The organism is Duganella radicis (genome assembly GCF_009720825.1).
Classification (GTDB): Bacteria; Pseudomonadota; Gammaproteobacteria; order Burkholderiales; family Burkholderiaceae_D; genus Rugamonas; species Rugamonas radicis.
Window position 1 is genome coordinate 1 of sequence record NZ_WNKY01000090.1, and the last position, 6,247, is coordinate 6,247.

The 6,247-nt window shown below is 68.0% G+C and carries 6 protein-coding genes; all 6 read right to left on the reverse strand.

Features of this window, described 5'->3' with window-relative positions; translation table 11 throughout:
• Positions 1 to 1,176: KdpD family sensor histidine kinase (locus GM676_RS30935; RefSeq protein WP_503826190.1), on the reverse strand; the 1,176-nt coding region annotated here is incomplete at its 3' end.
• A 15-nt stretch (positions 1,177 to 1,191) separates the two neighbouring features.
• A complete protein-coding gene (gene kdpC / locus GM676_RS30940) occupies positions 1,192 to 1,773 on the reverse strand; it encodes a potassium-transporting ATPase subunit KdpC (protein ID WP_155468403.1) in 582 nt (193 codons plus the stop codon).
• Positions 1,774 to 1,782: 9 nt separating this feature from the next.
• On the reverse strand, positions 1,783 to 3,918 hold the full coding sequence (kdpB, locus tag GM676_RS30945; RefSeq protein ID WP_155468404.1) for a potassium-transporting ATPase subunit KdpB: 2,136 nt from the start codon (positions 3,916 to 3,918) through the stop codon (positions 1,783 to 1,785).
• 9 nt (positions 3,919 to 3,927) lie between these two features.
• The gene (kdpA, locus tag GM676_RS30950; protein WP_155468405.1) at positions 3,928 to 5,739 is read right to left on the reverse strand and encodes a potassium-transporting ATPase subunit KdpA; all 1,812 of its coding nucleotides are present in this window, start codon (positions 5,737 to 5,739) and stop codon (positions 3,928 to 3,930) included.
• Position 5,740: 1 nt separating this feature from the next.
• The gene (locus tag GM676_RS30955; protein ID WP_155468406.1) at positions 5,741 to 5,830 is read right to left on the reverse strand and encodes a potassium-transporting ATPase subunit F; all 90 of its coding nucleotides are present in this window, start codon (positions 5,828 to 5,830) and stop codon (positions 5,741 to 5,743) included.
• Positions 5,827 to 5,919: a potassium ABC transporter ATPase gene (locus GM676_RS31920; RefSeq protein WP_211923326.1), complete on the reverse strand. Its 93-nt coding sequence runs from the start codon at positions 5,917 to 5,919 to the stop codon at positions 5,827 to 5,829. The genes GM676_RS30955 and GM676_RS31920 overlap by 4 nt, the downstream gene beginning before the upstream one ends.
• Between the last annotated feature and the right edge of the window lie 328 nt (positions 5,920 to 6,247).

Here is a 6,247-nt window from a genome sequence, read left to right on the forward strand (position 1 = left end):
GGCGGCGCGCGGCGGGGTGCGCGGGGCGCCGATCTCGATCAGGTCGAGGTCGGGCGCGTACTGCGCCAGCCGCGCGCGGTGCGAGGCGCGCCACGGCTGCCACGCGCTGCGGTGGGCGCGGCCCAGCACCAGCTTCGATAAATTGTGGCTGCGCGCGTAGTCCAGCGCGGCGGCGGCGATGTCCTGCCCCGCCAGCACGGCGGTGCAGGCGCCGAGGTCCTCGGCCAGCTTGAGGTGTTGCAGGATCTGCTCGCGCTGCGCGGCCGGCAGCCGTTGCAGCGCCGGCGTCTCGACGTACACCGCGTGCCAGCCGGTGCCGAGCTGGCTGGCCAGGCGCGCCGTGCTGCGCACCGTGTGCTCGCCGTCGGCGCGCGGGCCGACGCAGGCCAGCAGCGCGGCGCCGGTCTTCCAGATGTCGGCGATCGATTTTTCCACCCGGTAGGCGCGCACGTCGCCCTCGATGCGGTCGGCGGTGCGCCGCAGCGCCAGTTCGCGCAGCGCGATCAGGTTCCCTTTGCGGAAGAAGTGCTTGGACGCCCTTTCGGCCTGCGCCGCCTGGTACACCTTGCCGCCCTGCAGGCGCGCCAGCAGTTCGTCGGCCGGCAGGTCGACCAGCACCACTTCGTCGGCGCGGTCGAACACGGTGTCGGGCACGGTCTCGGCGACGCGGATGCCGGTGATGCCGCCCACCACGTCGTTCAGGCTTTCCAGGTGCTGGACGTTGACGGTGGTGAGCACGTCGATGCCGGCGTCCAGCAGTTCGTCGACGTCCTGCCAGCGCTTGGGATGGCGCGAGCCGGGCGCGTTGGAGTGCGCCAGTTCGTCCATCAGGATCAACGGCGGCTGGGCCGCCAGCGCGGCGTCGAGGTCGAATTCGGCGATGCGCTTGCCACGGTAGTCCACCGTGCGCGGCGCCAGCCGCGGCAGGCCGGCCAGCATGGCGGCGGTGTCGGCGCGGCCGTGGGTTTCCACCACGCCGACCAGCACCGGCTGGCCGGCCGCCTGCAGCGCGCGCGCCGCCGCCAGCATGGCGCAGGTCTTGCCGACGCCGGCCGAGGCGCCGAAGTAGATGCGCAGCTTGCCGCGCGCGGCGCGGCGCTCCTGCGCCTGCACCTGCGCCAGCAGCGCATCGGGGTCGAGTCGGTCGGAGCGTACCGGGTCGGAAGGAAAGGCCATGCGCGGATTTTACTCTCAGCCGCGCCCTTGCGCGCGCTCCAGCGCCAGATTCAGCGCCAGCACGTTGACCCGCGCCTCGCCGAAAAAGCCCAGCCACCGCGGCCGCGTCTCACGGTCGATCAGCGCCAGCACCTGCTCGCGGCTGAGGTGGCGCGCGCCAGCGACGCGGCCGGCCTGGTAGCGCGCGGCCGCCAGGCTGATCTCGGGATCGAGGCCGCTGGCCGAGGCGGTGACCAGGTCGACCGGGATGGCGGCGGTGTTGCCGGGATCGGCCGCGCGCAGGGCGACGATGCGGGCGCGCACGGCGTCCAGCAGGGCCGGATTGGTCGGGCCGAGGTTGGAGCCGCCCGAGCCGGCCGCGTTGTTCGGCATCGGCGCGGTGGCCGACGGCCGGCCCCAGAAGTACCGCGGCGAGGTGAAGGCCTGGCCGATCAGCGCCGAGCCGACCGCCTTGCCGTCGACGGTGACGATGCTGCCGGCCGCCTGCCGCGGGAAGGCGGCGGCGCCGATGCCGCTCACGGCCAGCGGGTACAGCACGCCGCAGATCAGGGTCAGCGCGGCAAAGACGGTCAGTGCGGGACGAAGTTGCGATGTCATGATGGCTCCTTACACCAGGTTGAACGCGGCCAGCAGCAGGTCGATGGCCTTGATGCCGATGAACGGCAGGATGATGCCGCCCACGCCGTACAGCAGCAGGTTGCGGCGCAGCAGGGCCACGGCGCCGATCGCGCGGTAGCGCACGCCCTTGAGCGCCAGCGGGATCAGCACCACGATGATCAGCGCGTTGAAGATCAGCGCCGACATGATGGCCGAGGCCGGGCTGGCCAGGTGCATGATGTCGAGCGCCTTCAGTTGCGGGAAGGTGCCGACGAACGCCGCCGGGATGATGGCGAAGTATTTGGCGATGTCGTTGGCGATCGAGAAGGTGGTCAGCGCGCCGCGCGTCATCAGCATCTGCTTGCCGATTTCGACGATCTCCAGCAGCTTGGTCGGATTCGAGTCCAGGTCGACCATGTTGCCGGCTTCCTTGGCCGCCTGGGTGCCCGAGTTCATGGCGACGGCCACGTCGGCCTGCGCCAGCGCCGGGGCGTCGTTGGTGCCGTCGCCGGTCATGGCCACCAGCCGGCCTTCGCCCTGGTAGCTGCGGATCAGTTTCAGCTTGTCTTCCGGCGTGGCTTCGGCCAGGAAGTCGTCCACGCCCGCCTCGGCGGCGATGGCGGCGGCGGTCAGCTTGTTGTCGCCGGTGATCATCACGGTCTTGATGCCCATGCGGCGCAATTCGGCGAAGCGCTCCTTGATGCCGCCCTTGACGATGTCCTTCAGTTCGACCACGCCCATCACGCGGCCGCCGTCGACCACCACCAGCGGCGTGCTGCCGCGCCGCGCGACGTCGTCCACCGCCTGCGCCACCGCCGCCGGATACGGCTGGCCCAGCGACTCGACGTACTTGCGCACCGTCTCGGCCGCGCCCTTGCGGATGCACCGGACCACGCTGGGCGCGGTGGTGGCGCCCTGCGCCGCTTCGGCCGGCAGGTCGATGCCGCTCATGCGGGTCTGCGCGGTGAACGGCACGAAGGTGGCGTTGAGCGCCGCCATCTCGCGCTCGCGGATGTTGAACTTCTGTTTGGCCAGCACCACGATGCTGCGCCCTTCCGGCGTGTCGTCGGCCAGCGAGGCCAGTTGCGCCACGTCGGCCAGCTGTTGCTCGGTGACGCCCGGCGCCGGCACGAAGGCCGAGGCCTGGCGGTTGCCCAGGGTGATGGTGCCGGTTTTATCGAGCAGCAGCACGTCGACGTCGCCGGCCGCCTCCACCGCGCGGCCCGAGGTGGCGATCACATTGGCCTGCATCATGCGGCTCATGCCGGCCACGCCGATCGCCGACAGCAGGCCGCCGATGGTGGTCGGGATCAGGCACACCAGCAGCGCGATCAGCACCGTGATGCTCACCGGCGCACCGCTGCCGGCAGCGGCGACGGAAAACAGCGAGAACGGCAGCAAGGTCACGGTCACCACCAGGAACACGATGGTCAAGGCCACCAGCAGGATGGTCAGCGCGATCTCGTTGGGCGTCTTCTGGCGCTTGGCGCCCTCCACCATCGAGATCATGCGGTCGAGGAAGGTCTCGCCCGGATTGGCCGACACGCGCACCACCAGCCAGTCCGACAGCACGCGGGTGCCGCCAGTGACCGAGGAAAAATCGCCGCCCGACTCGCGGATCACCGGCGCCGATTCGCCCGTGATGGCGCTTTCGTCGACCGAGGCCACGCCCTCAATGACTTCGCCGTCGATCGGGATCACGTCGCCCGCTTCGACCAGGATGGTGTGGCCCTTGCGCAGTTCCAGCGCCGGCGCCGGCAGCCAGGTGGTGCCATGCTTGGGCGTGGCCAGCTTCTTGGCGGTGACGCTCTGCTTCAGGCTGCGCAGCGAGGCCGCCTGCGCCTTGCTGCGGCCCTCGGCCAGCGCTTCGGCGAAATTCGCGAACAGCACGGTGAACCACAGCCACACGGCGGTGGCGGCGATGAAGCCGAACGGCGCCTCGCCGTGGCCGCCCAGCGCCTGCGCCGCCAGCAGGGTGGTGATGATGCTGCCGACGTAGACCACGAACATCACCGGGCTGCGCAACTGGGTGCGCGGATGCAGCTTGCGGAAGGCGTCGGCGATGGCCGGCAGCACCAGCGTCGACTCGAACATGCGCAGCTTCCTGGCCGGCGGATTGGTGAACAATGTACTCGCTTGTGACATGGTGACTCCTTATTGGGCAAACAGCCGCAGGTGTTCGACGATGGGGCCGAGCGCCAGCGCCGGCACGTAATTCAGGACGCCGACCAGCGCCACCACGCCGCACAGCAGGCCGATGAACATGGCGCCGTGGGTCGGCATGGTGCCGGCGTTGGCTTCGAGGCGCTGCTTGCCGGCCAGCGAACCGGCAATCGCGAGGATAGGCACGATCATGGCGAAGCGGCCGAACCACATGGCGATCGCCAGCAGCGTGTTGTAGAACGGCGTGTTGGCCGACAGCCCGGCGAACGCGCTGCCGTTGTTGTTGGCGGCCGAACTGAAGGCGTACAGGATTTCCGAGAAGCCGTGCGCGCCGGGATTGGCCACGCCCGCGGTGCCGGCCTCGCACATCACGGCAATCGCGGTGCCGGCCAGCACCAGCGTTGGCGTGACCAGGATGGCGATCGCGGTCATCTTCATTTCATACGACTGGATTTTCTTGCCCAGGTATTCCGGCGTGCGGCCGATCATCAGGCCGGCGATGAACACCGCCATGATGGCGAAGACCAGCATGCCGTACAGGCCGGAGCCGACGCCGCCGAAGATCACTTCGCCGAACTGGATCAACAGCATCGGAATCAGGCCGCCGGCCGGCATGAACGAGTCGTGCATGGCGTTGACCGCGCCGCACGAGGCGGCGGTGGTGACGGCCGCGAACAGGGCCGAGGCGCTGATGCCGAAGCGCGTCTCCTTGCCTTCCATATTGCCGCCGGCCTGCAGCGCGCTGGCGCTCTGGTCGACGTTGAGCGCCTGCAGGCCCGGATGCGCGGCCTGCTCGGCGCCCAGCACGAACACGGTGCACACCACGAACAGCAGCGTCATCGCGCCCAGCACCGCCCATCCCTGGCGCTGGTCGCCGACCATGCGGCCAAAGGCGAAGCACAGGCCGGCCGGGATCAGGAAGATGGCCAGCATCTGCGCGAAGTTGCTCAGCGCGGTCGGGTTTTCATACGGGTGGGCCGAGTTGGCGTTGAAGAAGCCGCCGCCATTGGTGCCCAGCATCTTGATCGCCTCCTGCGAGGCCACCGGGCCCATGGCGATGGTCTGGGTGCTGGCGGTCAGCGTCTCGGTGACGGGCTGGCCTTGCGCGTCTTTCAGCGGCTGGCCGTCGGCACCGACTTTCGGCTGGGTGTAGGTGACCGCGTCCAGCAACTGCACCTCTTTATAGGCCGAGAAGTTCTGGATCACGCCCTGCCCCATCAGGAACACCGCGAACAGCAGCGACAGCGGCAGCAGCAGGTACAGCGTGGCGCGCGTGAGATCGGCCCAGAAATTGCCGATCGATTGGGCCGAGCGCGCGGCAAAGCCGCGGATCAGCGCATAGGCGACGGCGATGCCGGTGGCGGCCGAGAAGAAGTTCTGCGCCGCCAGCGCCAGCATCTGGGTCAGGTAGCTCATGGTCTGCTCGCCGCTGTAGCCCTGCCAGTTGGTGTTGGCGACAAAGCTGACGGCGGTGTCGAACGCCGAATCCGGGCTGACGTTGACCATGGCCTGCGGGTTAAGCGGCAGCCACACCTGCACCCGCTGCAGCGCGTAGGTCACCAGCGCGCCGATCACGCTGAACAGCAGCAGCGAGACGGCGTAGGACTTCCAGCCCTGGCCTTGTTTCGGGTCGACGCCGGCGGCGCGATAGATCAGGTGCTCGACGCGCGCCATCCAGCCCATGCCGGGCACCGGCGCGGCGCTGCCGTCGCCGATGCGCGCCAGCACGATGCCGAGCGGCCAGGCCAATGCCAGCAGCACGGCCAGGAAGACGATCAGCAGCACGATAGATTGGGTGGTCATGTTACAGGTCCTCCGCTTTCAGCAGGGCCGCCACCAGATATACCAGCAGGCCGGCCGACGCGATCGCGCCGATCAGGTAGAACGTGTTCATGGCTGGCCTCCCAATTTGTCGCAGCCGGCGGCCATCGCCACCGTCAGCAGGAAAAACAGCGCCGTGGCGCCGATAAATACAAAGTCCATCACACCCTCACAGGTCTCGTTTTGATGAGGAGTAGCTTAGCCAGAAGGGTCTAAAGATTTTGTAAAGACTTGGCGGCGGGGTGTAAACAAAGCGTAAAAATTTACGCTTTATTGCGGGCGGCGCGGGGCGCGAGGATATAGGGTGGGGGTCTTTTTTTTTTCGGCGTTTTACTAAAATTGCCTACTCTGTACTACCTGCTGCTAATCGCTGATATTTCACGCTAGCGCAGGAATAAACGGAACTAAAAGCGCGCGTCATCGCTCTAATAACTATGCACCACAGATATTTTAGTAACCCATAGCGCGCTGTAGTAACGCTTAGCCGGAA